Here is a 25,132-nt window from a genome sequence, read left to right as displayed (position 1 = left end):
CCTTTCAATTGTGTTCATATCGTAATAAAACCAGTAGCTATTCAGATCTCAAATAATCATAGAGAAAAGACAGCAAAATAGAAGCCTGCTTAAGAGCTAACTCATCCGTAGGCTTCTCACGATACAACTACGAGATTCATTGATTAGAATCGTATTTATCATACTCCTTGCTATTTCGCTTGTAAAGGAGGGGAAATCAAAAGTTTCAATGGATTGACTTACACCCTCACATTAGCTTGTTTAATTGGTAAAACCGTATATAATTGGATGTAAAATAGATTATTTGAAGGAGAGATTCCGCACATGGACGATTATATCCTATTACAAGAAAGTCTGCTAGCTGAAGAAGATGAGCTTCAATTTTCACAGTTTACCAATGAAATGGCACTGCAAATTGGTTGCAGGATTATAGAAAAAATGAAGCTGGAGAATAAGCATGTCACCATCGATATTACAAGGAATGGACAGCAGCTATTCCATTACGCCTTCCCCAAAACCTCAGCAGACAACGACCAATGGGTAAAAAGAAAAAGTAATGTTGCCTGCCGTTTTGGTCATAGCTCCCATTATATATGGGCTCAGCTCAAAGCTGCAAAGAAAACAATTCAGGAGAGATACCTTGTGGATCCGACCGAATATGCCGCAAGTGGAGGCGCTTTCCCCATTATTATAAAAAATGTCGGTGTAGTTGGCGCTATCGCTGTTTCAGGCTTACCACAAGAAGAGGATCATCTGGTAGTAACTACAGTAATACGCGAATTCATTAATAAAACCGATTGAGGACTCATTGATCCTTTTATACTTTTTGATCACCACAAATTCGCACGCAAAAACAGGCTGTTGGAGCAACAGCCTGTTTTCACTTTTATTTTCATTTTATGAGACGGTTCTCTGTGATAATATGGTTAAGAAATACTGTGAAGAGCGACAAGTCCCTCTTGTGTATTTCTTAAAAAGAAAACCTGCTTGCCGTGATTACATTCATACATAAAATCCTTCAAACTCTTGCTGTCATATTCTTCAAAATTTCCAACGATAGCGAGCTTAACATTATAGTTCACATATTTCTGTAAGATTTCACCTGCAAGTCTGGTTTTTAGTTCGAAGAAATCTTCCGTTAAGTTCGATTTATTCATCAATATTTTATAGCATTCATGGTTGTACTGAACAGAAGCCATCAAATCCAATGCTCCTTGAACATCGCTTATTAGGATGTCAGAGCTTTGTATAATGGCAACCTTAGAATTACCTTGTTGGTCGATATGTATATTCATTTTGCATTCGCCTTTCGCTAATAAATTACTTTAATCTAAGTATTATAACATGTTTTACACTCGACTTACCGGTGACAAAATATCGATGTACACACTGCTATTGACGATAACAGGCTTATAGGTGTCCAATCCCCTTAGTACCACTCCTATAGCGTTTCCTTTTACGTCGAATTCGGCACCATGGCACGGACATAGAAAGAACAGATTCTTTTTTGCGCTCTGTTGTGCTTCTGAAGCCTGTTCTACATAACAGCCTAGATGAGTACATACAGGCGATATAACGAGCAATTTCCCATCAGCATCCTTTGTAACAAAAACAAAACCTTTGTTGGATTTCGTCACCCATCCGTCTCGGATCGTTGCTTCATAGTCCACCTTTTCGACACTTGAAATCGCATTTAACTGGTTGAACTCACCTAGCTTTATTATGTTACCAGGCAGTTCAAGGGCAGATTCCCCTCTTCGTTTAGACTGCTGGACGGCCCCGTAATAAAACAAACCAGTACTCCCAGCTAGAACCCCAGCCGCCCCGAGTGCCAATTTACAAGATGTGCTCAAGAACATTCTCCTAGTGATCTTTTTGGGTAACCAACTATCCACACCAGACACCTCCTGGAGAATGAGTTAGTATTAGGATAAAGGTTTGTTTCTCGGTAAAGTTCAATGTTGGCTCAATCGTTGATACATCCATATTATAACATTTATTTGAAGAATGGAGAATTGTTGCGAACCTATCACTCGATAATACCTAATTGGAGCCAGATCATGATCGACACGACCATAGTCTGTATCAGCATGGATCGGATGCCAAAGAGGGCAAGCTAAGCAAGCAACCGAGTAGAATTTGAAAATGAATAAGAGAAAAAGGAGTTTTCTTTGATGACAAAAAGTAGAATAAATCCTAAGGTTGATGAATTTTTAAGCAAGGCTAAAAACTGGAAGGAAGAATATGAGAAGTTGAGACATATTGTTCTTGACTGTGAGCTGACCGAAGAATTCAAGTGGATGCATCCTTGTTACACGTTTCAGAATAAAAACATAGTTTTAATACATGGATTCAAAGAATACTGTGCTCTTCTGTTTCACAAAGGTGCCTTGTTAAAAGATGACCATGGTATCCTAATCCAACAAACGGAGAATGTACAGGCGGCGCGCCAGATCCGGTTCACCAATGTTCGAGAAATAGTTGAAATGGAAACCATCTTAAAAGCCTATATTTATGAAGCCATTGAAGTTGAAAAATCCGGTTTGGAAGTGAATTTTAAAAAGAATACCGAATACATAATTCCTGAAGAATTTCAAAATAAATTAGATGAAATTCCTGCCTTGAAAACTGCTTTTGAAGCATTGACACCCGGACGGCAAAGAGCATACCTTCTTCATTTTTCCGAACCCAAACAATCCAAAACTCGAGAATCCAGGGTTGAAAAATGGATGCAGCAAATTCTTGGTGGAAAGGGATTAAATGATTAGGGCGTGTATAAAACCTAAGAGCAACAGAATAAAAGTTGGATAAATAAAAATCTTACAACTATTTAGACAGGACATAGTTGTAAGATTTTTATTGTATATCTTTCCGATCGCATAGCAGCAAATATAAGTATATTTTATGGGATCGTATTGTTACAAAGCAATGGATAGGGTAATAATAGTATATTATCGTTTCTAAGGAGGATTCCTATGGAGAGGCATTTAGATTTACTACTGAGTCAATATGGCTATATCGGTATATTTTTAGCATTAGCGTTAGGCGTTATCGGAATACCTATACCTGACGAATTATTGCTTACATTCATTGGAAACAAAGTATCTCAGGGAAAGCTAATTTTGTTGTTTGCATTCGGTAGTGCCTTCTTAGGATCAATTACAGGAATTACATTAAGCTATATTATTGGACGAAAACTAGGACTTCCTTTACTTATAAAATATGGACGAAGAATACATATTACTGCTGAACGTATTGAACGAACTCAACAGAAGATTAATAAGTACGGAAGCATTCTTTTAATATTTGGTTATTTCATACCAGGCCTTCGTCATGTAATAGCTATTACAGCAGGTACTTCGAATATGAATTTTCGGAAATTTGCAATTTTCTCCTACTTTGGTGCTGTAATATGGTGTGCATTTTTTATTATGATTGGACGTGGACTCAGTGATAAATGGCACGTAGTCAAGAATTATATTTTTCTATATCGCGCCTATCTTCCATCCATCATATTCATTATCATAGTGATTACTTTAATTTATTTTCTTTATATTAGAAAGCCACGGCAGAAATCCGATTAATGGCTTGGTAATATTTAATCGATCCCCTCCGTTCAGAGTCAACATACAATACGAAGGAGATTTTATCCTTAGAGTTCAATGATCTTTGTAGCAATATTTTTGCAAAATTCACTGTCATGCTCCACAAAAAGAATCGTTGGTGAGTATTCAAGCAGTAACTCTTCAATTTGCATGCGAGAAATAATATCGATAAAATTAAGCGGTTCATCCCAAATGTGCAAATGAACGTTCTCACAAAGACTTTTTGCAATCAGTACCTTCTTCTTTTGGCCGCCGCTAAAAGCGGAAATATCCTTTTCGAATTGAACTCTTGAAAAATCAAGCTTTCTTAAAATAGATTTAAAAAGGCTTTCATCGATCCCATTGTTCCTAGCATAATCCGTTAAATTGCCCTGTAAATGTGAGGTATCCTGTGAAACATACGATATTTTAAGCTGACTCCCCTTTCGGAAAGTACCCGTATAGTCTAGGTTCTCACCACAAATAAGTTTGATAATACTTGATTTACCGGAACCGTTTTTACCTGAAAGCGCAATTCGCTCACCTTGCTCAATAGTAAAACTTATCTCGCTGCAAACCCTCTTCTCACCGTAATAAATCGAAACATTTTCAAGTTCAGCGAGTTGGCTTTTATAAAAAGCAAGTTGTGAAATTTTTAAGCTGTCCGAGTTTTCAATATTTTTAAGAAGCTTAGACCTTTCATCAATAGCAGCTTGCTGTCTTTGCTCAATTGCTTTAGAGCGTTTCATCATTTTAGCAGCCTTGTGACCAATATACCCTTTATCTACCTTGGAACCGGAATTTCTTGTACCATTTTTCGTTTTTTCCACTTCGTTTGACCAGTTGCCCGTTCGTTGAGCAGATTCCGACAAGCGTTTAATGTCTCTTCGTAGCTTTTCGTTCTCTGCAAGCTCAAAGTTATCCTGTCTCTTTTTATTTTCCCACCAATCGGAGAAATTACCTTTTTGAATTTCTATATTCGTCATATTGATTGAAAGTATGTGATCAACACAGTTATCAAGAAAGGATCTGTCGTGAGACACCAGAATAAATCCGCTTTTGGTATGGAGATAATCACTGACGAGTTTTCTTGCATTCATATCAAGATGATTGGTCGGTTCATCAATTAATAGAAAACTATTTTCCTTAAGAAATAATGTAGCCAACAACACTTTCGTTTGCTCTCCGTTGGACAAAGATTCAAAGGGCCGATATAAAACATCCTCAGAAACCTTTAGCAATGAAAGTTCACGTAATAATTTCCATTGAACATAATCTGGGAAAATGTCGTTGATTACATCAAGGGTATTATTTTCCTTGTTTTCGACATGAAAAGGGAAATATTCAAAACTAACATTAGCAGATATATGTCCGCTGTATTCATATTTACCAAGCAGCAAGTTGAAAAATGTTGTCTTACCTCTACCGTTTCTTCCCGTAAATCCTAATTTCCAATCGGTGTCGATTTGAAAGCTTACGTTTTCAAATATGTTATCGTAACTGCCATCATAGGCAAATGTCAGATTTGTAACATTTATTAATGACATAAAATGATCCTCCTGTATGATAAATATTAAAGCTACAAGAAAGTTACTTTCTTGTAGCTCAAATAAATACAACAAATCCAATCCACTTCTGGAGTTAGATAAGGATATATGATTTGAGTGAAAAGATTGAGTAACTATATCAAGTACCGCAAAAGGTTTGGTAAGGACGGGTTGATTGCGAAGGCAATGTGGAGTAATCAGCCTGCTCGGGAGCATGCGCGTAAGGACTTGATAGAACATCAAGCAGCCTTTCCATTACGGTGTAGTCTCCATCTTCCACTGCGGCTTCAAGTGCATCTTCTACCCGGTGATTGCGCGGGATTAGCGCCGGATTGCTGTTTTGCATCAACAGATGCGAGGAAGTTTTTGATTCCTGCTGCCTGCTTAATCTCGCCTGCCACTGCTCATGCCACTGTGCAAATCCTGTTGTACCAAACAGGACTGTATCCTCTGGCTTATCAAAAGTTAATGCGCGGAACGTATTGGTATAGTCCGCATGATTCCTTTGCATCAAACTGAGTAAGTCATCAATAAGGGACGCATCCTCAAGTTCTTCGTCTAAGATTCCCAGCTTTGCCCTCATTCCGGTGAGCCAATGATGTTGATACAACTTCATAAAATCTGAAATCGCATTCTCGGCCAGTTTGATGGCTTGCTCCTCGTTGACATGCAGCAGAGGTAATAAGGTTTCAGCAAATCTCGCAAGATTCCACGCGGCGATATGCGGCTGGTTGCCATAAGCATAGCGGCCATGCATGTCAATGGAACTGAAAACTGTTGCTGGATCATAGGCATCCATGAAGGCACAAGGACCGTAATCAATAGTTTCTCCGCTAAGGGCCATGTTGTCGGTGTTCATCACTCCGTGAATAAAGCCAACAAGCTGCCATTTGGCAATCAGCACAGCCTGACGCTTGATCACTTCCTTAAGTAAAGTAAGATATCGGTTCTCATCCGTGTCAACTTCTGAAAAATGTCTTTGCAATGTGTAATCAGCCAGTACCCGGAGATCCTCGATAGTGCCCCAATTTGCAACGTATTGAAAGGTTCCTACACGTAGATGACTGGCAGCCACGCGAGTCAGAATCGCACCTGGTTGCTCAGTTTCGCGGAATATTGATTCACCGGTTGTCACCACTGCTAGGCTGCGGGTAGTTGCAATACCAAGCGCGTGCATAGCTTCACTGATCATGTATTCGCGCAGCATCGGTCCAAGCGACGCTCGACCATCACCTCGGCGGGAGTATGCTGTTTTACCTGAACCCTTAAGCTGAATATCAACCCGATCCCCTTGGGGGGTGATCTGTTCGCCAAGCAGTACAGCCCGGCCATCTCCTAATAAGTTAAAATACCCGAATTGATGCCCTGCGTAAGCTTGAGCAAGAGGCATAGCGTCTTCAGGGAACTGGTTGCCGGCAAGTACAGCTATTCCATCATTGCTTTGCAGTGCTTGAACGTTCAAGCCCAGAGACGTTGCCAACGACTCATTAAATATGATCAACTTCGGTGAGCTTACAGGGTTTGGACCCTGTGTGGTAAAAACTGATTTAGGCAAACGAGCATAACTATTGTCAAAGTTCCATCCTGCTTCATTTATTACGTTTGTGTGTATCATTGCATCTCCTTTGAAAATGATTCATTTTCGTTCCTTTCTTTAAAGCATACCATAAGTCGTGTAGAAGCATACGTTATTTTGCCCGTTCGTTCAGTCTAATACTTAATGATTTGCGTTCCGTGGATTAAGCCAAAATGAATAATATGGGGCCACCTCTTCATTTTCATTAAGGAAGCCCGATTAGTAATGTAAGAGCTTATGCTTGTAATTCAAACTGCTTGGCATACAAGCGTGCATACACTCCATCGAGCGAAAGCAACACATCGTGCGTACCTTGCTCCACAATCCCATCCTCCGTTAATACAATAATTCGTTGAGCATTGCGAATCGTGGACAGGCGATGGGCAATCACAATGGTTGTACGCCCTTGTACTAACGATTCTAGCGATTCCTTGACAATACTTTCGCTCTCGTTATCCAATGCACTCGTTGCCTCATCTAAAATCAGTACGGGGGGATTTTTCAAGAATACACGAGCAATACTAAGCCGCTGCTTTTGACCACCAGACAGTTTGACGCCTCGTTGTCCGATCTCGGAGTGATAGCCATTAGGCAAGCTCATGATAAAGTCATGGGCGTTGGCGTGCTTGGCGGCTGTAAAAATATCAGCATCTTTCGCAGTTGGATTCCCATAACGGATATTTTCCATAACCGTTCCCGCAAAAAGGTAGACATCCTGCTGCACAACACCGATATGATTTCTTAAAGATCGCAGATCGATATCCCGGACGTTGATTCCGTCTAGCAGAACCTCTCCATGGGTCGCGTCATAAAAGCGAGGAATGAGCGAGCATAATGTCGTTTTACCGGCTCCGGACGGACCCACTAACGCAACGTATTCTCCCGGTTGTACACGAAGTGAGAGGTTTGCCAATACCCGATTCAAATGATCCTCGTAACGGAAGGATACTTGCTTGAACTCAATCTCGCCATATACGTCCTTCAGAATCGAGGCATTCGGTTTGTTTTTGATCGTTGGTTTCAAGTTCATCATTTCCATAAATCGCTGGAAGCCTGTGATTCCTTCTTGCAGCTGTGTGCTCATATGCGTCAGTCGTTGAATAGGTTCAACCATAAAGCCGATATATAGTAAAAAAGTGATCAAATCTGCTAAATCCAACGTATTTCCGACAATACTGGCACTTCCAAAGATGACCACCGTAATCGTAATCAGTTGGATTATGGTTTCAACACCGTTAAAAAAATACGCTTCAGCCTTATACGTCTTCTTGCGGCTATCGAGGAAACGATTATTTTCACAGATAAACTTGTCAATCTCTACGTGCTCGTTGGCGAACGATTTGACTACGCGGATTCCTGATAAACTATCCTCTACCTGTGCGTTAATGTCCCCAATTCGCTCTTTGTTTCTTCTTAATGCTTTGTTCAGTATTTTATTGAAATACAAAGATAAAGCACCTAAGATTGGAAAGAAACAGAATACCGCAATGGTTAAAGGAGCATTGATAGAGAATAAAATAACAAATGCCCCAATAAAGCGGACGAGATATTTGACGTAGTCTTCCGGACCGTGATGGTACAATTCGGAAAGCAGTAGCAGATCGTTCGTTATGCGGGACATGAGATTTCCTGTTTTTTCCTTATCATAAAAATCAAAAGAAAAGGATTGCATATGGGCGAACAGCTCGCTGCGCATATCACTTTCCATACGAGCGCCGACTTCATGACCTTTATAGTCTACAAAATAGTTCCCGATATTCTGGATAGCGACCAAAATAACCATCAATCCGCCAATCCCATACACTTTACTCAGTGCAGTAGACAAGTCTCCTGCCAGTATATTTTTCGTAATATGCTGAACAAGCAGCGGAAACACCAGGCTCACAGCAGAAACGATAAAAGTACAAGCTAATACGAGCATAAACAACTTTCCATACGGTTTATAATAGGAAAGAAATTTTTTCACTGGAAAACGCATGGTTTTCCCCCTTCTTCGTGTTTTTTGAATAACACATAAGGGGTATAAACTTTAACCATTTATATAATGGATCCACCCTTATATGTTGGCATGGTGTGGTTCATCATTTTTTTCATGTTTATTGCCTCCTTATTCGTAGGTTCCTTTAGTATAAACACTTTCTTACAAAAGCGTACAATATATTTTAGTTTTAGTTGTTCTTTCCTGTGTTGAACACCCGGCGAAATCTATCTAATTGCAACTGGTCCCACAAATGGTGATGCACATCCGATTCATTATACGATCCGCCGTGATAGCAGATGACTTGTTCGATATCGTAACTCAATATAAACGCATCCTCGGAAATAAAAGAAGGTTCTTGACATCAAATGATGACAAGAACCTTCTTTCAATATTTTTAAAAAAACGCTGATATTTTACCCACTTCAGTATTTATTGATGTTTCCGATATTTAATAAAAGACTTGCCGCTGCTTCTGATTATCTAATAAGTCGCCAAGATCCTCCTCTGTCAACGGTTTACTAAATAAATATCCTTGCGCTTCATCACATTTGCGTTGTTGGAGGAAGTTAAGCTGTGCTCTTGTCTCTACCCCCTCCGCAATAACGTTAAGTTTCATGCTTCGTGCCATTGCAATAATAGTTGATGTAATCTCCTCATCATCCGAATCATTTTTAATATCAGCTAAAAATGATTTATCAATCTTCAAGGTATTAAGAGGGAGTTTCTTAATATAGCTTAAGGAAGAATAACCCGTTCCGAAATCATCAATCGCAATTTTGATACCTAAGCTGCTTAAGGAATTAAGCTTTGTAATTACATATTCCTCATTATGCATCGCTATGCTTTCTGTGATTTCCAGCTCAAGCAGATGGGGCTCAAGACCCGTGTCTATTAATATTTGTTTAACATTTTCTATCAAACTTTTTTGCAAAAATTGTCGAGCTGAAAGATTAACAGATACCCTCATAGGGGGATATCCTGCATTTCGCCAAATTACGTTCTGTTCACAGGCCCTGCGCAAGACCCATTCGCCGATCGGAACAATTAACCCTATCTCCTCGGCTAAAGGAATAAAATCTAATGGGGGAATTAAGCCAAGTTCGGGTTGGTTCCATCGAATCAAGGCTTCGATTCCATTAATATTTCCTGTTTCTAAATGTATTTGAGGCTGATAATAAAGGACAAATTCATTATTATCTAAAGCAGTCCGTAGTCGTTTTTCTAACTGAACACGCTTGGATATTACTTCATTCATCTCATATGCATAAAATTGATAATTATTTCTCCCCTGTTCTTTAGCACGATACATGGCAATATCCGAATTATGAACTAATGTTTCTGCGTCACATCCATTATCAGGGTATAAACTAATCCCAAGACTTGGAGTAATAATAAGTTCATTTCCCTCACAAATATAAGGTTTTGACAATTCCTTAAGAATCCTTTGGGCTAATTGGGATATGTCTTCTCGTGAATGATGTAGAATTTCTAATATAAACTCGTCTCCACCTATTCGTGATGCTGTTCCGTGATCTCGGATTTCTTCAGAAATCCGTATGGCTACAGCCTTAAGTAATAAGTCTCCCACTGAATGTCCAAACGTATCATTAACAAATTTAAACCTATCCAGATCTACAAAGATAATAGCGAGACTGCTGGAACCATCATAGTTTTCCAATCGATTTTGTAATCTATTAATAAAAGACCTTCTATTAGGTAAACCGGTTAAGTAATCTTGATAAGCGTAATATTCAATCTCAGCATTTTTTGTCTTAAGCTCATTGGTATAGGTTTCTAAGTTATGTGACATGATGTTAACTTGATTAGATAGCAAACCGAATTCATCGCTTCGGTTTACGTTGATCTTCACACCAAAATTACCATTAGCGATCTCATTTACTTTGTTTAATATCGAGTTAAGCGGTTTGACAATGTAGGTTGCGAGAACGAAACTAAATAGTAAAACGACAACTATCACAATTAAAGAAATAATTAAATTATTACTAAGCTGCATATTTAATACACTTTGAATAATATTATAATCCGTTACAATTCCAATAACATAAGAGGAATCTTTAGCAATTGGAATAAAGCTTTTCAAAACCTTTTTCTCATTTAATGTAGTAATGTAACTGACTAATTTCCCTGTGCTGATAGCTTCATTAATGACCAATAAGTCCTTAGACTTATTCGCAAAAGTATATTTACCGAATTGTATTTCCTGATTTACATAATCAATATACTTCGAACCTTCTATTTCAGTATAAATGGGTGGCTTACCAAACGTCTTAGGGTTAAACCCAGTAATTTCCAAAATCGTATCATTATTTTTAAGAGTTTGTCCTAAGATATATTCAACACCCACTTGATTTTTAAAACTTATTATTTGCTCGTCTCTATCATAGGGGTTAATAATATAGTTTGTTGTGCCATCGTAATAATACCCCCATTTGTCAACATGATCGGGATCCGTATAGGACGTATTCATAGGTCCAGACCAATAATTTTTTAATTTTTGTCCTTCAGGAATGGATACGTTTGTATAATTGAATAATTGATTAAACGCTGTAAACCAGTATTTCCAATCCTTTGTGCTCATATTTATTTCTTTAGGTTCTGTGGATTTTATTCCTTTGATGTCGTCATTTGTTTTTGTTAGTAAAGTAATATGTGAAATTCCAATCTTATCCGCGACATCTTTAAGTTCTTCGTTGGTAACTTTGTCTGCATCAGGATCTAGAGCATATTGTGCAGCGATTCCGGCAATACGCAATTTTTCGCCAATCAAGTCTTCGACATACTGAGCACTGTATTGGGAACGTTCTATGGATATTCCGATCACATTAGCAAGGATCTCCGTTTGTTTTTCCTGATCCGTTCTAAGAAGATTCTCAGCAAAGAAATAATTGATTACATTGTTTAAAATAAGAATAAGTGTCACAATTAATGAAAACATAATAGATAGTTTCTTCTTTAGTGACAAGTTAATCATCCTTTAGGTGTAATTTCTAAGCAAAGTATTCGAAATAATTTTTCTTCGTTTCCCATAATCCAATTCGGTGTAATTTTGGAATATTAGACTTGAGCAGGTTACAGATTACCATCGCCATAACTTCTCCAGTTGGATTCATTTCTTTGTAATCCTCTGTATCCAGATTTAGATGTTTATGATCATATTTATTTATGATGACTGTATTTACAATTTGATCTAACTCGGCCAAATTCATTATCATTCCCGTAATAGGATCTGGTTCTCCACCCACACTAACATCAAGGTAATAATTGTGTCCATGGCCATGTGGATTGTTGCATTTTCCAAAAAGTTCCTTGTTCTCTTCTTCAGATAGATGATCACTATGTAAACGATGAGCTGAACAAAAATGGTACTGTCTTGTTAAGTAAACCAAAGGACCTCTCCCCTTTTCTGATTGTAAGTAATGATTTTCCAACACTCGAATTCGAAATAACTCGACATTCGTAAAACTACCATCAATCCTATTCCATAGGTAAGTGGTTAAATTCTCTGTGGTTGGTATATGTTCGATGAAATAGGGATGTTCTTTATTCAGAAATTTACCGTCAATTTCATCTATTACTTGTTTAATAACTTTATCGATCTCCACTACATTAATAACAATCCCTGATTTTTCATCAATTTCTCCACGTATCGTTAATTCCAACTCGTAATCGTGACCGTGACCATTAGAATTACTGCACAATCCAAAAACCTGAATATTTTCATCCTCGCTCCAATTCGAGACCCGATAAGAATGAGCGGCGGAAAAATGTATTTTTCTTGTAATATAAGCTAATGACATTTTCTCACTGTCCTTTGATTTAGAGTATACCCTTCGGGGGCAACACTTTGATTTCGTCTATTCGCATATGTAGTGGTTTCTTGGCCAAATCTAAAAATACTTCTGCAACATCCTTTACATTTAACAAATCTGCAGCCTCAAAGTCTCCGATACTATTAATGATCTCAGTACCTGTTGCTCCCAGGAAAATAGTCGTGACTCTAATATTATCGTTTTTCCCTTCCTCGTTTAATATTTGTGAAAAACCATGTACCGCATATTTAGATGTTCCGTACACTCCGTTATTGGCTAGTGGAATATAACCTGCAACTGAGGATATATTAATAATTCTTCCTCCACTATTTAGTTTCATGAGCTTAAATGCTTCTTTTGAACAAAGAAAAGTACCCGTTAAATTAATATCAATAACCTTTTTCCACTCACTTAAACTTATTTCAGTAATGGGTTTAAACAAGCCAACCCCTGCGCAATTAATAAGCAAATCTATTCGACCGCTATGATTCTGAATGTTAGAAAAAAAAGAAACTACGGATTCCTCATCTGTTACGTCTAAATAGGAATATCTTATTTTTCCTGATAAGGCAGAAGGATTCGTTTGTAAATCCCCAGACCACACAGTGGCTCCCACTGAAGCAAGCAACTCACCCACTTCTTTTCCTATACCACCAGCTCCACCCGTAATAGCCACTACCTTATCCTGCACAATTCATTATCCCCCTCTAAATAAAACGATTTCATTTGTGTCCGTAATCAATATATTTATTTGAGAAAATATCTAAACTCTATTGCTTTCTTTATTCTAACATGTTGCTTGTAGATTCGACAGTAACTTTAGAATAAAATTCCACATTTTTCATCATACAATTTATATTTTTAAAGACATTTTGGTATTAAATTACATTTAAATGCGTTACGCATTAACAACATCAAAGAATGACTCATTTTTTATTCGAAAATACGCCGTAATGATGTCACTTCTCAATTTTAAACACGTTGACACGTACATAATCTTGTCATGAGTATACAACGTATCAAACAAAAAAAACGACATCTCTGCCGTTTTCTCACCTAACTATTTTCCCGCTCCAAGCTTGGAGGCTTTCCACTCTGTATGCGCGGACTCTACCCTTTTCCATAGTTCGTCGCGTTCCAAGCTGCTGTAATTCACCAGATGTTCTTTGAAGACATCCCCCAAAAGGTCTAGCCATTGTGTTTTACTTCCCACTTCGATCTTCGTCAGGCCGTCCTTATGGCGCCTGCTCCATATGCATCCTCGGAGCTCGTTGCTTTCACCGGCATCTCTTTGTCTAACCAGAAAAATATTAATCCAAGGTGATTCCGGTGAGCGGCTGTAATAATCATGCTTCGGTTTAAACGACTCCAAACTCCCAATCACCGCAGCATCAATATCTACCCCAACAAAAGAGGCCAGTGGATCATGCTCCAAGCGCCATCCGTTGGTCACCACGCTGGATTCCATCACCTTGTAGCTCAAATGCCCCTGCTTATAGAGGCCGTGCTGAAGCGGAACTGGCTCATAAGGCATATCTCCCAACCCCACATCGACAATCCACCGATCCTCTCCCTCCTTGTCATTCACAAGATTAACACTTAGACCCAGATGGAACGAATTCACACGCGGTTCGGCTCCCAATGGCTGAACTCCAGCTCGGTGCAAATTTACCTGATAGCCCAAGGAATGGAGTAGGGCACTGAATGCCCCATTCAGGTGAAAGCAGTAACCGCTTCTGCTATTGAGAATAAGTTGAATGGATTCTTTGAAACCGATTGCTGCCGGTTTGCCCGCAAAAATGTCTATCGTTTGCCACGTAAGAGTCCTCACATGAGCTTGATGCAGCGCAAATAAATATTCCTTGGTAGGTGCCTGTTGTTCCACAATACCGATTCTGCGCAGGTATGCTTTTATTTCCTCTTTCGTCATATGATACAATGGGAGTCACCTCTGATTTCTGAATCACTCACCGTGATAATCCTTCGGCTGCGTAGCCCCATTGTAAAGGGAGAGACTTCATCTGGCAATTCATATATAACTGAACTGTACCGGTACAGTTCTATCCATATCCATGCTTATATCCCAAGCTTCTGTTCCAGTTCGCTCTTCTGAAGCAGATGATGACGGAAATGCATACCAATAAGATCGAACCACTCTCGCGCATTCAACCAGCCGAAGCCATCATGTTTAAACTTATAGTTTGGGTTCACGGTGTCCACTTTTCCTTCCCATTCCATCATCTTCTGCCGCAGTTGGTCGAGCCCGATGGTAAGATCCTCTTTACTTTCCGAATTGTTGGGATTGTCCAGGTGATCTGGCAGCTTGATTTTGATGGGTGGAAATCTGCCAAGCCTGTACACCTGCTCCCCGGCCTCTGTCTTACCGCACTTTTGTTCCTCTCCTTCTGACATACAAGTTTCCACATGGTTAAGGTACTCATAAGCCACAAGGATCAAGTGGTTGTACATTTGGCCGAGAGACCAAACTCCTTGCTCGGTTACACGCCTAAGTTGCTCCGGTGAATAACTTTGCAACTTATTTTTATATACCTCAATCAACTCATATTGATTCAATTGTATCGTTCCCTTCACTTTAGTTCTTAATCCTTGTTGGTCATGATCTCGAACGTATTCATTCAAACCCTGATCTGCTATTGTGGTTCCATCCAAGTTGTTCCTCCATCCTTCGTATGGAGGCTAATAAAACGGGAATAAGCGATACCTTCAGCTGGACTTGAAAATATCAGCCTCTGAACATTTTGAAAAGATGGAGATGAACCCAGATACTGCCATTTCTCACCGCCATCTGTAGTACGATACAATTCACCTAAAGCATTATCAAGAATCCATATGTTATTGAGATCATAGGCGAAAATCGAAAAATCCACCCTATTTGGCCCCACTAAAGGCTGCCGGGCTGCTATACTTTCATAAGTCGAAACCTGACTTGTCCAGCTAATGCCTCCATCTGTGGTTTTGTACCAAATAATCCCTTCCAAGCTACTATCTTTGCTTAATGAAAAGGCAATGAGCCCATTTGAATGATGGGGTCCCCAGAAAAATGGACTTGTTAACGGATAAGTAATTTTGTCTAATGCCTGAACTGGTAATTCCAATTTCACTCGCTCCCAAGAAAGACCGTCGGTGGTGGATTTCATTATTAAGGGGTTTCCGTTATCCGTATTGTTGTATGTGATCCACGGTTCTTTAAGATCTCGTAGCACCATACCGTAAGGCGTAGCATTACCAAGATCCTCTTGATTCGTAATATCTTCGCTGCGTACAGTCCAATCTTGTCCGCCATCTGTGGTCATCAAAAATAAACTTTTACGTTCCTTCACCATACCAGGTTCGGCATAAGCATAAAGATACCCAACATGTTTATCTGCAAATTGTGCCTCGTACAATGTAACCGCAGGGTGAATGCCCCAGCGACCTTTTAAAGGATGCTCTAACTGCTCCCAGCTATCCCCACCATCCGTAGTGAGATATACGTTTTTTTGGCTAAGTTCGAATTCAGTGTTATCATTTGTGATCTCTCCCCCAGCCTCTTTCGGATTAAATAGAACCAGTAATGTGTTTTGATCCACAATATTAAGAAAGCCGAAGGTTCCCCCTTCCTTAGGAAGTGAACGATCGATCCATGACATCCCTCCATCTATCGTTCTCCATATCTTTCTACCAACTGCCCAGCCAAAGCTGGTGTCCATCATATAGCTATTACCAAAGACATCCTTATCGAATGATGCGGGTGGTTCTTTTGGAGCCTGAGCCCATAACGATCCCCATAACTCCCCAGTGACTTCCTCAAATTTGATTCTTTTATCAGCCCCTAAGTAAGCTAACCAGAAACTTTCGGCTTTACCATTTTCCCATCGGATTAAAAACTGAGCGTAAATACTGCCATCTTGTATGCCTATTTCATCAGCCCATGTTTGATCATTCCGAGTTGCAATCGGATTAAATCCCTCTTTAACGCCAATATCATATCTCCATAAGGTCACAATATTCGTTGTAGAATGAGTTTGAACTTCTTGATGCTTATTGCCAAGATATCTCGTAACAGCTTCCGGAAGCATTCCGGGTCTCATCACTGAACGGATATAGCTGACAGCAAATGGCGGGTCCATCGATTCAAACTCTAATTTCACAATTGAAGGATTTATTGTTGTAGGTGAAGTCTCTGTAATATTCGACTCTGCTGAAACACTGCCTGTCATACTGAGGATAAACATGCAGCTCATCAGGAGGGAAGTCACCTTTTTTGAACAAGAGACAAAGTGGTTTGTACATGAATGAATATCTTTTATTATCAATGGGCTCACAGCGATTACCAACCTTTCAATAAATGAAGCTAAAAGCAAAAAATACCCTCTCAAATTATACCATTTAATTAAAAGACATACATTTGTCTTTTTGTAGTAATAAACTCCCTTGAACGTAGTAAAGGCTGCCGGACTAATCAGCCGACAGCCTAATTCTGATGTTATTAAACTGACATTAAGATATCATAATTTCTTTACGAACCGATAACCAGTAATTTCATATCCTAAATCCAAATAAAATGAATGGGCTTCGTCTTTTCGACCAAAACCACTAATAAGATATGTTCCTATACATCCTAAGTCTGTGGCACGTTGTTCTGCAAAAGACATTAAACGTTTTCCAATACCTTGTCGCTTTGCCGATGAATGAACGACAACTATACAAATTTCGCCATATCGGCTTACCTCACGAAAGTTCTCGCGGATACGAAATATAAGAGTTGCCTTAATATCTCCTTCTTCTTCGTAAACAAAAATTGTATCTGTTGAACTTTTCTCCGCCAGCTCGAGCCTGTTCATCATATCAATGTGTGAAATAGGCATACCGCTTAACTCTTGCATAAGTAAAGAAAGAACAGGAATATCATCTTCTTTTGCTTTTCGAATGGAATAGGACATATCTTTCCACCTCACCTCAAAGTTTCATTGAATGAAATCAAGTCTTGTATAATGGAACAGCAATATTATACTATATTTTGTATATATTCACCATTTATTTGATGGAAATAAAGTGTTAGATTGATCAAGGGCTGCCATGTCAGCAGCCCAAGATTAGTCATTCGAAGTCCCCCATTATCAATTGATCTAACGTCGTTCCAGGAAGAACCATAGGATATACTTTCTCTTCTTTCGGCACTACAAACTCAATAAGTACAGGTCCAGGTGTCTGCAGAGCCTCCTGCCAAATATGGGAGGCTTCTACTTTATTGCTTGCGCTCAAACCTTTAATTCCATATGCTTCAGCCAGCTTTACGAAATTGGGGCTACCTGCAAGATCAATATGGCTAAAGCGACTATCGTACATCATTTCTTGCTGTTGTTTGACCATACCCAACACTTGATTGTTAATTACGACAATTTTGACAGGAATATTATTAATGGCACAGATGGCCATTTCTTGTGCACACATCTGCATGCCCCCGTCACCGTTTATAGAAATCACAAGACGGTTTGGATTTCCTATCTGAGCACCTATTGCAGATGGGAACCCGAATCCCATGGTACCAAGACCTCCTGATGTTATGAGTGAGCGAGGATGTTTAAATTTATAAAATTGGGCTACCCACATTTGGTGCTGACCTACGTCAGTAGTAATAATCGCATTGCCTTGGGTTGTCTCATTGATCATTTCAAGAACAAATTGGGGTTTAAGCTCCGTATCGGAATCTCGGTACTGCAATGGATAATTGAATTTGTCTTCCTGGATTTTCGTGATCCAACTGCTCGATTGGGAGGACTTAGCTTTCGTATTTGCATATTCCAGTACAGCTTTTATATCACCGATGCATGCAATATCCACATGGATGTTCTTGCCAATTTCAGCCGGATCAATATCGATGTGTGCAATCCGTTTGGCTTGTGGAGCAAAGCCATCCAGCTTCATTGTAACCCTGTCATCAAATCGTGAACCAATAGAAATAATCATGTCGGCGTTTTGGATTGCCATATTGGCCGTATACGTACCATGATGGCCCGGCATTCCCATCCACAAAGCGTGATCACTGGGGAAACCACCCAAACCAAGCAATGTGGTTGCCACAGGAATTTTCGTTTTATTCACGAACTCGAGCAGCTCATTTGATGCATTTGAATAAACCACCCCACCTCCAGCTATAATGATCGGTTTTTGGGATTCTGTAATAGCCAGTATTAATTTATCTATCTCTGTTTGATCAGGCTTTGGATATGGATGATAACCACGTAAATTCATATGGTTGGATGGCTGGAACAGTATTTTATGATTGGATACGTCTTTAGGGATGTCGATCAATACTGGGCCTTTCCTCCCTGTATTTGCAATATGAAATGCTTCATGGATGATGCGGGGAAGGTCTTGTAGGTTACGAACTAAGTAACTGTGTTTGGTTATTGACATTGTAATACTAAGGATATCTGCTTCCTGAAATGCATCCGTGCCCATAACTGCAGTCGGAACATTACCAGTGATGACAACGAGGGGTACAGAATCAAAATAGGCAGTAGCAATTCCGGTCACTAAGTTTGTCGCTCCTGGACCCGAAGTAGCGATGCAAACTCCTACTTTTCCTGTCGATCGGGCATAACCGTCCGCCGCATGGATAGCCCCTTGTTCGTGTCGAGTCAAAATGTGTTTGAAATCTGAATTACTTGCCATTGCATCGTAGATGTAAAGGACATTTCCCCCTGGATACCCAAATACACATTCGACACCTTCCAATAGCAAGCCGCGTAAAAGGGCCTCCGAGCCAGTTATCAAACCCTGAGAATGTTGATGCGCGTGGTCCGTGGACGTAGATTCTTTTTCCATTTGACTGCCTCCTTAAATATAAATAACCCCTCTCATCCTAAGGCGGCAAAAACAACTGCCGATCCTTAAGGGACGAAAGGGGAACATTTCGTGGTACCACCCTGATTTGCCAAAAATCTTACGATTTCAGCCTCATGAGGTAAGGTTTCCCTCACCTACAGCACGATAACGTGTGCCATTCCGTTCGAGACTACTCATCGAACCAACGATTGACTCGACTTTCGATCAAAAGCTCCGAGACGACATCATACAAAGGGATTATGGCAAAGGTTTCAGCGTTCCCTCTGCTCTCTGGACATAAGAGCCTTCGTATTTTTTTCTCTTCATCGCTTTTATATTTAAAAAATAAATCCTAAGGCGACAGAAAACTACTGTCGATCCTAAAGGGACGAAAGGGGAACATTTCGTGGTACCACCCTGATTTGCCAAGAATCTTACGATTTCAGCCTCATGAGGTAAGGTTTCCCTTACCTGCAGCACGATAACGTGTGCCATTCCGTTCGAGACTACTCATCGAACCAACGATTGACTCGACTTTCGATCAAAAGCTCCGAGACGACATCATACAAAGGGATTATGGCAAAGGTTTCAGCGTTTCCTCTGCTCTCTGGACATAAGAGCCTTCGTATTTTTTCTCTTCATCGCATTTTATGATGGCTATTATGATAGCACAATGCTTACAGTTACACAAATATACATATTGTATTCTTAGTCCTATAGGGTTAAGAATCCGTCGGCCAAGATGAACACTTCGTGCCTACAGAATTATATACACTTAATATTTGATTACACCATGATGATTAAGTTTATTCGTTAGACGGGTAACTGGTCACGATATTGGTTCATCAAACTACTCAACTTGGTTGCAGCATCTTCAGAGAAGCAAAGCTTGAGATTCTCATCCGATTCCTCGGCTGCTTTGGACGTATAGGCATACATTTTCTCCTCGTAGGCTTCGACTGCCTTGTTTACATCGCCGTGTTGAACGATAGACAATGCCAGTTCTGCGGCATCCAGCATCGCCAAGTTGACACCTTCTCCCGCAAAAGGAGACATCAAATGCGCGGCATCACCTATTAGTGTGACGCCCGGTTTACGGGTCCACTTAAGACCTACAGGAAGCATATAGATGCGTCTAGGTAGGATGGCACCGTCTGCGGATCGAATATAATTTTTCAGTGAGTCGTCCCAATCGCTAAATTGCTGAAGCAGCATCTGTTTCGCCGCATCAGGCTGATCAAACGGAATATCGCAAGTATCGAGCCATTCCTGCTCAATTTTAAAACTCAAGTATACACGGATGCTCCCGTCTCCATTCAACTGAGCAATAATTGCCTTATGATCCGCAAGTGCAAACATTTTCCCACGACCGTTGAAAGCAGCGATATCAGGATGAGCAGTGGCGACATTTTGCAGGTTGAGTTCAACCATACTGAGTCCACTATATTCAGAAACCGAATCCGTAAGTAGTGGCCGAATACGGGAGAAGGCACCGTCGGCAGCCACGACAAGATGAGCAGTGTCCATTTGCCCGTTCTCAAAGTGAAGTTCGTGCCTGCCATCTTGCAGAGGAATCGCTTCGACCAATTTATGCCCCCAACGAATGCAATCAGGATCGAGCGCGTTCAATAATAGCTTACGCAGCGTACCGCGATCGATTTCGGGTCGCTCTCCTCCACTGTCTTCAGCCGCTTCGTCCAAATAGATTTTGCCAGATTTATCGAAAATGCGAAAATCTTCTCCTTCATATCGAGCGATCGCTTCGATTTTTTCATACAAACCCGCCTCTCTCAGCGCTCTCTGACCGGACTCGATATGCAGATCCAGTGAACCACCCTGCTGGTTGCTGGTTGGGGACGGTTCACGTTCATAGACAGTGGTTTGTATTCCATGCCTTTGGAGAATAAGAGCCAACGTCAGCCCGCCCGGTCCTCCCCCAACAATTACGATACGTTGCTGTTCCTTTACTGTTTCTGTTGCTTTTGTCATGAGTATCAACACCTTATAGTTAGATTTTTGAATGGCTTAATATATTTATACCACAACGAACAATGTTCGTAAAGATCATTGTTCGTTAAAAAATAAATTTTCCCTCGGGGTAAGAATCCGTCCGCAAAGGCGAACACTTCATTTCTCCAGAAGGGTCCGCTTTCTACGCTCGGGCTGTGTGTTTCTTTGGTTCATCTTATCTAGCTGACATATGCTGCCGCAGCACTAGTCCTGAATACTCTCCTTGCAAATCCATTAATGACGAATGATTTCCCTGCTCGACTATACGACCATCTGCCACATAAAATATAACATCTGAATTCTCAACTGTTGATAATCGATGAGCGATTATTATCATTATTTTATTTTTCCTCGCACATTTAATATTTTGCATAATATTGCGTTCTGTTTCCATGTCCAATTGTGATGTAGCCTCATCTAAAATTAAGACCTCTGGATTCCGTAATAAAGCCCGGGCTAACGAAATACGCTGCCGTTGCCCCCCAGAGAGAGTAATCCCACGTTCACCGATTTTAGTCTCATAACCATCAGAAAGACTCATTATATAATCATGAATATCAGTCAATCGGCATATTTCTTCAATAACCTTATTGGAATATTCTTCCCCCATTTTCAAATTAAAAATGATCGATTCGGGAAATAAATACGGTTCTTGAGATACAACTGCTATTCGTTTCATCCATTCCGAGTTGTTTAGATCATATAAGGAAATGTTATTGATCCGAATTTCACCACTATCAGGCTCAACAAATCGAAGCAGCAGCTGTACAAGTGTAGACTTTCCAGCTCCGCTTGATCCGACAAAAGCAACATGATTACCAGCAGAAACCGTACACTTTAAATCACTTAGTATTTCCTGACCATCTTCTTCATATTTAAAACGAATGCAATCAAAAACAATAGAATCGATTGGATCTTCTAAGGTATTACCTTTTTCTGAGTTTGAATCTAAACTGGTAAACGAGCGTAAACGTTCAACATGAGCCATCTTTTGAGAAATTTCAATTACAAAAAAATAAACGGCATGAACTGCATAAATCAACTGGGTCGAGAAATGGAAAGTAATAATGAACATTCCGATAGACATGGAGCCGTGCATGACCTGGTATCCCCCAAATCCGAGAACAAGCAATACGACTCCCCACTTAATGGGCTCGCTTGTGAAAAGTTGTTTATTCATTAATTTGCCTTCATTCAAAATTTTAGAGAAATATAACAAAAATAATTTATTAAGCTTGTCCGTTTGCCAACCTATTCGATTATAAGCAACTGTTTCACGGACGGATGAAATGCCTTCTTCCATGCCTACTTGATATTTTGCCCTAGATTCTTGTACTTCTTTTGCTGCATGTTTGAGACGGATTCCATAATATTTGCTTATACATATATAGAGAATACCTAACCCAATTGCGCTTATGACGATGACCCAACTCTCACTCCCAACGATATAAAGAAGGATGATCATAGTTGCGATTTTTTGCAAACCGGAAGGAATATAATGAGAAATCGTCTTTGCCGTTTCAACTGCATCTTGATTAAAATAATGCATGAGATCAGCGACTCTGCTGTTCCGATAATTTTGAGCAGATATACGATGAAGCGAATTCATCAGACACTTGGTTAGCTGCCTTTGAAAAAACAATTGGTTGCTCAGCATCAAGATGTTAGATAAAGTTTGTGAAACGTAATACAGCACCATACTTAAAGCTAGCCATCCAAGAACCGTAAACATCCGATCATATTGGCGTTGAACAAGTAGATCATCCAAAATCATTTTCTGAACCCCTACCATTCCAATGCCAGACACAGCCATGATGACTAGAACAACCAAAGCTATAAGGTATAAACCTTTTCTTTGTGCAACATAAGTCCACAGCCAGACATAATTCATTGCTTATCCTCCTTTTCACCCTCAATCAATTGAAAAAAGTATCCCTTCTTTTTTATTAACGATTCATATGGACCATCCTCTATGACACGGCCTGCCTCAAGTACAACGATACGATCATAGCTGCGAATAGTAGATAAGCGGTGAGCCACGGTAATCGTAGTGCGCCCTTCCATCAATGTGTGTAATGCATCATTAACCTCTTTTTCACTGGAATTGTCTAAAGCAGAAGTAGCTTCATCAAGGAGCAGGATTGCGGGGTCTTTTATGAACATTCTTGCTATTGCAATTCGCTGTTTTTGTCCACCAGAAAGCTTTATCCCTCGTTCGCCAATGAAGGTATCGTATCCTAGTGGAAGCTTCTCTATAAATTCATGAGCATACGCAGCCTTTGCCGCCTTCAGAATGTCTTCATCTGTTGCTTCTATTTTTCCGAAACGGATGTTATCCCGAATGGTTGTCCCGAAAAGATACGTTTCTTGAAAAACATATCCGATTGCATCTCTTAATTGATGAATTGAAATTTGATCCAGCTGTACCCCATCCAGCCCTATATAACCATGAGACGGATCATAAAATCGACCCAATAATTTCAATAATGTCGATTTCCCATTACCACTCCGACCTACAATAACAACTTTTTCACCTGCACATACTTTCAAATCCAGGCCTTGCAGCACCGTGTCTTCTGAATGATAGTGAAAGTGAACATTTTTATACTGTAAATCCCCACGTATTTTTGGCAATACAACAGCCTTATGATTTTCTTTCACTTCTGGCTCTTCATGCATGAATTGATACAATCGTTCCACTTGGTGAAGAAGAAGGCTTTGTTCCATGAATGACGTTACCAGTTCGATCAACCCATCCATCATAATAAAATAAATTGTGAATACTGCGGTAAATTCCCCAACAGTCATTCGTTCAGCGTATACCATCGATATTCCATAAATACAGGTGATGATAAGCCCTATATTGATGGTCACCTTACGCCATAACCACCGCATAAGCCAATATAGCTGCCGCTTTAATTCCGATCTGTGGAGTGCTTCCTCTTTGGCCCTAAATAGTCTCTGATCCCATTCTTGGGCTGAATAAGACCGGACTTCCAGTAAGGATGATACGCTATCATACAGCTTTTTTTGTAAAGTGGTACGGTTAGCAGCAGCTTCTTTACTGTATGTATTTGTTTTTCTCAAAAAATAGGGACCGAGTACATAGAAGGTAAGAAAACATCCCCCAATGATAAGTACAAATATAGGCTGTATTTTGTATAAAACGAGCACAGAAAAGAGAAATGTGATAAAGCTTTGGATCATTGCGGGTAGATGTTGTTTAAATATCGTTTGGGCAGCAGCTATTTCCGTATGAAACAAAGAGAATGTTTCACCCGTCGGATGCCTGTCGGAATATGCGACTCCCAAAAGATTTAAGTGAATTAGCATCGATTCCAGCAAATCACGGGATGCTTTCTCTTGTAGATTTCTTTGAAGTGTATTTTTCCAGGCGGTTGCACAGACCAAGATGAATAATAGTGCTGACAGTCCCAAGAACATAGTGCCAAACAGTTCATTGTCTTTACTTGGTATGACCCAATCGATAAAGGCTTCCACATATTTAGGAATGGCCAGTTCTGCTGAAGCAATAAGTACACCACTTCCGACAAGCATAATCAATAAAGCATAATAAGAAGTTAAGTAAGTTAGAATCCAAAAATATACACGTTGTGGATGTATAACATATTGTTTGATGAGTGCTTGAATTTCCATTTTTTTCATACCTCCTTCCTACACAAATTATATTAAATATTCAGAAAAGTATAGACTTATATTCGTAAATGATTTATAATATGATTATGGAAAACGAGAGAATAATCCTTTATTAAATACAACCTAAATCAGAAAAA

General features: G+C 39.8%; 19 protein-coding genes and 1 other annotated feature. Of the genes, 3 read left to right on the top strand and 16 right to left on the bottom strand.

Going from position 1 to position 25,132, the window contains the following annotated elements; translation table 11 throughout:
* Nucleotides 1-303: 303 nt before the first annotated feature.
* Nucleotides 304-780: a heme-degrading domain-containing protein gene (locus tag BM210_RS17890; RefSeq protein ID WP_091170861.1), complete on the top strand. Its 477-nt coding sequence runs from the start codon at nucleotides 304-306 to the stop codon at nucleotides 778-780.
* A 125-nt stretch (nucleotides 781-905) separates the two neighbouring features.
* On the opposite strand, the gene BM210_RS17885 is transcribed toward BM210_RS17890, so the two are convergent.
* Nucleotides 906-1,274: a DUF4180 domain-containing protein gene (locus BM210_RS17885; RefSeq protein ID WP_091170859.1), complete on the bottom strand. Its 369-nt coding sequence runs from the start codon at nucleotides 1,272-1,274 to the stop codon at nucleotides 906-908.
* 54 nt (nucleotides 1,275-1,328) lie between these two features.
* Nucleotides 1,329-1,874, bottom strand: a complete 546-nt coding sequence (locus BM210_RS17880) for a QcrA and Rieske domain-containing protein (protein WP_091170857.1) — start codon at nucleotides 1,872-1,874, stop codon at nucleotides 1,329-1,331.
* A 279-nt stretch (nucleotides 1,875-2,153) separates the two neighbouring features.
* On the opposite strand from BM210_RS17880, the gene BM210_RS17875 reads away from it, so the two are divergent.
* Nucleotides 2,154-2,747, top strand: coding sequence for a YdeI/OmpD-associated family protein (locus BM210_RS17875; RefSeq protein ID WP_091170855.1), 594 nt, complete (start codon nucleotides 2,154-2,156; stop codon nucleotides 2,745-2,747).
* Between the two features lie 207 nt (nucleotides 2,748-2,954).
* Nucleotides 2,955-3,563, top strand: a complete 609-nt coding sequence (locus BM210_RS17870) for a DedA family protein (protein ID WP_091170852.1) — start codon at nucleotides 2,955-2,957, stop codon at nucleotides 3,561-3,563.
* A 68-nt stretch (nucleotides 3,564-3,631) separates the two neighbouring features.
* On the opposite strand, the gene BM210_RS17865 is transcribed toward BM210_RS17870, so the two are convergent.
* The 14 genes from BM210_RS17865 to BM210_RS17800 all read right to left on the bottom strand — a co-directional run bounded on the left by BM210_RS17865 (nucleotide 3,632) and on the right by BM210_RS17800 (nucleotide 24,995).
* Complete coding sequence (locus BM210_RS17865) at nucleotides 3,632-5,110, bottom strand: Lsa family ABC-F type ribosomal protection protein (protein ID WP_091170851.1); 1,479 nt, start codon at nucleotides 5,108-5,110, stop codon at nucleotides 3,632-3,634.
* 139 nt (nucleotides 5,111-5,249) lie between these two features.
* Nucleotides 5,250-6,725: a protein adenylyltransferase SelO gene (locus BM210_RS17860; protein WP_091170848.1), complete on the bottom strand. Its 1,476-nt coding sequence runs from the start codon at nucleotides 6,723-6,725 to the stop codon at nucleotides 5,250-5,252.
* 196 nt (nucleotides 6,726-6,921) lie between these two features.
* A complete protein-coding gene (locus tag BM210_RS17855; protein WP_091170847.1) occupies nucleotides 6,922-8,664 on the bottom strand; it encodes an ABC transporter ATP-binding protein in 1,743 nt (580 codons plus the stop codon).
* A 451-nt stretch (nucleotides 8,665-9,115) separates the two neighbouring features.
* Nucleotides 9,116-11,650, bottom strand: a complete 2,535-nt coding sequence (locus BM210_RS17850; protein ID WP_177237877.1) for a bifunctional diguanylate cyclase/phosphodiesterase — start codon at nucleotides 11,648-11,650, stop codon at nucleotides 9,116-9,118.
* A 25-nt stretch (nucleotides 11,651-11,675) separates the two neighbouring features.
* The gene (locus BM210_RS17845) at nucleotides 11,676-12,485 is read right to left on the bottom strand and encodes a 6-carboxytetrahydropterin synthase (RefSeq protein WP_091170841.1); all 810 of its coding nucleotides are present in this window, start codon (nucleotides 12,483-12,485) and stop codon (nucleotides 11,676-11,678) included.
* 19 nt (nucleotides 12,486-12,504) lie between these two features.
* Nucleotides 12,505-13,188 (bottom strand): SDR family oxidoreductase, encoded by a 684-nt coding sequence (locus BM210_RS17840; protein WP_256223719.1) that lies wholly within the window; start codon nucleotides 13,186-13,188, stop codon nucleotides 12,505-12,507.
* Between the two features lie 369 nt (nucleotides 13,189-13,557).
* Complete coding sequence (locus BM210_RS17835) at nucleotides 13,558-14,436, bottom strand: arylamine N-acetyltransferase family protein (protein WP_091170837.1); 879 nt, start codon at nucleotides 14,434-14,436, stop codon at nucleotides 13,558-13,560.
* Nucleotides 14,437-14,573: 137 nt separating this feature from the next.
* Nucleotides 14,574-15,167, bottom strand: a complete 594-nt coding sequence (locus BM210_RS17830; RefSeq protein ID WP_371263496.1) for a DinB family protein — start codon at nucleotides 15,165-15,167, stop codon at nucleotides 14,574-14,576.
* Entirely contained in the window at nucleotides 15,149-16,741 is a 1,593-nt protein-coding gene (locus BM210_RS17825; protein ID WP_091170834.1) for a WD40/YVTN/BNR-like repeat-containing protein, read from the bottom strand. The genes BM210_RS17830 and BM210_RS17825 overlap by 19 nt, the downstream gene beginning before the upstream one ends.
* Nucleotides 16,742-17,005: 264 nt before the next feature.
* The gene (locus BM210_RS17820) at nucleotides 17,006-17,440 is read right to left on the bottom strand and encodes a GNAT family N-acetyltransferase (RefSeq protein WP_091170832.1); all 435 of its coding nucleotides are present in this window, start codon (nucleotides 17,438-17,440) and stop codon (nucleotides 17,006-17,008) included.
* A 157-nt stretch (nucleotides 17,441-17,597) separates the two neighbouring features.
* Nucleotides 17,598-19,328, bottom strand: coding sequence for a biosynthetic-type acetolactate synthase large subunit (gene ilvB, locus BM210_RS17815; RefSeq protein WP_091170829.1), 1,731 nt, complete (start codon nucleotides 19,326-19,328; stop codon nucleotides 17,598-17,600).
* A 65-nt stretch (nucleotides 19,329-19,393) separates the two neighbouring features.
* Nucleotides 19,394-19,664, bottom strand: a binding site (T-box leader).
* A 477-nt stretch (nucleotides 19,665-20,141) separates the two neighbouring features.
* Nucleotides 20,142-21,317 carry an FAD-dependent oxidoreductase gene (locus tag BM210_RS17810; protein ID WP_091170826.1) on the bottom strand — a complete coding sequence of 392 codons (1,176 nt, stop codon included), beginning with the start codon at nucleotides 21,315-21,317 and terminating at the stop codon, nucleotides 20,142-20,144.
* 196 nt (nucleotides 21,318-21,513) lie between these two features.
* A complete protein-coding gene (locus BM210_RS17805) occupies nucleotides 21,514-23,229 on the bottom strand; it encodes an ABC transporter ATP-binding protein (protein WP_091170823.1) in 1,716 nt (571 codons plus the stop codon).
* Complete coding sequence (locus BM210_RS17800; protein WP_177237876.1) at nucleotides 23,226-24,995, bottom strand: ABC transporter ATP-binding protein; 1,770 nt, start codon at nucleotides 24,993-24,995, stop codon at nucleotides 23,226-23,228. Before BM210_RS17800 ends, BM210_RS17805 begins: the two co-directional genes overlap by 4 nt.
* Nucleotides 24,996-25,132 lie beyond the last annotated feature (137 nt).

The organism is Paenibacillus sp. 1_12, from assembly GCF_900114475.1.
GTDB lineage: Bacteria > Bacillota > Bacilli > Paenibacillales > NBRC-103111 > Paenibacillus_S.
The sequence above is the reverse complement of the archived record's forward strand: the minus strand, read 5'-3'. Positions and strand labels throughout refer to the sequence as shown.